Origin of the sequence: Streptomyces nanshensis, assembly GCF_001751255.1 — a bacterium.
Classification (GTDB): domain Bacteria; phylum Actinomycetota; class Actinomycetes; order Streptomycetales; family Streptomycetaceae; genus Streptomyces; species Streptomyces nanshensis_A.
The window spans coordinates 1-1,828 of record NZ_LJGW01000571.1 but is presented as its reverse complement, the minus strand read 5'-3'; the positions used below and the strand labels follow the sequence as shown (position 1 = coordinate 1,828).

The 1,828-nt window shown below is 74.5% G+C and carries 2 protein-coding genes; both read right to left on the bottom strand.

Going from position 1 to position 1,828, the window contains the following annotated elements; genetic code table 11:
- The coding region (gene hemW / locus AN218_RS29815; RefSeq protein WP_070020173.1) for a radical SAM family heme chaperone HemW at nucleotides 1-1,150 on the bottom strand (1,150 nt) is incomplete at its 3' end.
- 97 nt (nucleotides 1,151-1,247) lie between these two features.
- On the bottom strand, nucleotides 1,248-1,828 hold a 581-nt coding region (locus AN218_RS29810; protein ID WP_070020172.1), incomplete at its 5' end, for a DUF3097 family protein.

Sequence of the window (1,828 nt, the reverse complement as noted above, 5' to 3'; positions counted from 1 at the left end):
CCAACAGCCCGTCCGCGAGGGCGCGTTCGGCGGCGCGCGCTCCGTCGGGGGCGAGCAGCGCGAGCGGGCAGCCCGCCGCGAGGCGCAGCTCCAGCAGGATGCGCTCCACCCGCCTGTCCTCCGCGCCGAGCACCTCACGGCCCGCGCCGGGGGAGCGGCCCTCGCCGAGCGCCTGTGCGTAGGCCGCGGGATGCTTCACGTTCCACCAGCGCACGCCGCCCACATGGGAGTGCGCGCCGGGACCCGCGCCCCACCAGTCGGCGCCCGTCCAGTACAGCTCGTTGTGGCGGCAGCGTGCCGAAGTGTCCCCGGCCGTGGCCCAGTTGGAGACCTCGTACCAGCGCATGCCGGCCGCGGAGAGGGCCTCCTCCGCGATGAGATAGCGGTCCGCGTGCTGGTCGTCGTCCGTCGGCGGCACCTCGCCGCGCCGGATGCGGCGGGCGAGCTGGGTGCCCTCCTCGACGATCAGCGCGTACGCCGAGACATGGTCGGGACCGGCGCCCAGCGCGGCGTCCAGCGAGGCCCGCCAGTCCGCGTCGCTCTCGCCGGGCGTGCCGTAGATCAGATCGAGGTTGACGTGTGCGAAGCCCGCCGCCCGAGCCTCCGCGACGCACGCCTCGGGACGTCCGGGCGTGTGCCGGCGGTCCAGGACGCTCAGCACATGAGGGCGTGCGCTCTGCATGCCGAACGAGATCCGGTTGAAGCCCGCCGCACGCAGCCGTTCCAGATACGCCGGGTCCACGGACTCCGGATTCGCCTCGCAGGTCACCTCCGCGTCCGCCGCGAGCCCGAACTCCTCCCGTACGGCCGCCAGCATCGCGCCGAGGTCCTCCGGCGGCAGCAGCGTGGGCGTGCCGCCCCCGACGAAGACCGTGGCGGCGGGACGCGGATCGTCGCCGAGCACCTTGCGGGCGAGGCGGATCTCGTCGGCGAGGGTGGCCGCGTAGTTCTCGCGCGAGGCGAGCACGCCGCCGGAGCCGCGCAGTTCGGCGGCGGTGTAGGTGTTGAAGTCGCAGTAGCCGCACCGCGTCGCGCAGTACGGCACATGCAGATAGAACCCCAGCGGACGGGCGTCGCGTCCGGCGAGGGCGTCGTCCGGCAGAGCGCCGCTTTCGGGCACGGGCTCGCCGTCGGGCAGTGCGGAGGGCATACGTCCATTGTCCGCGACGTGTGCCGGTGCCGCGGACGGCGCCCGTGCGCCGCCGCCCGCGGACCGCGCCCGTGGCGCTCCCGGAAGGGGCGCCCGTCTACGAGAAGCCCACCGTCACATGGTCGATGAGCTGTTCCACCCGGCCCAGCAGGGCCGGTTCCAGATCCCGGTAGTCGCGGACGTGGGACAGGATCCGCTGCCATGCCGCGCCGGTGTTCTCCTCCCAGCCCAGCGCGCGGCACACCCCGGTCTTCCAGTCCTGCCCGCGCGGCACCCGCGGCCAGGCGTCGATGCCGAGGGCCGAGGGCTTCACCGCCTCCCAGACGTCGATGTAGGGGTGGCCGACCACGAGCACATGCTCGTCCGTGATCTCCGCCGCGATGCGCGACTCCTTCGAGCCCGGCACCAGGTGGTCGACGAGCACCCCGAGCCGCGCGTCCGCGCCGGGCGCGAAGTCCCGTACGACGGCGGGCAGATCGTCCACGCCCTCCAGGTACTCCACGACCACGCCCTCGATGCGCAGATCGTCGCCCCACACCTTCTCGACCAGCTCCGCGTCGTGCCGCCCCTCCACATAGATCCGCCCCGCGCGCGCCACCCGCGCCTTCGCGCCCTGTACGGCGATGGAGCCGGAGGCCGTACGGCGCGGGCCCGCGCCGGCCGCTGCCGCCGCGGGGC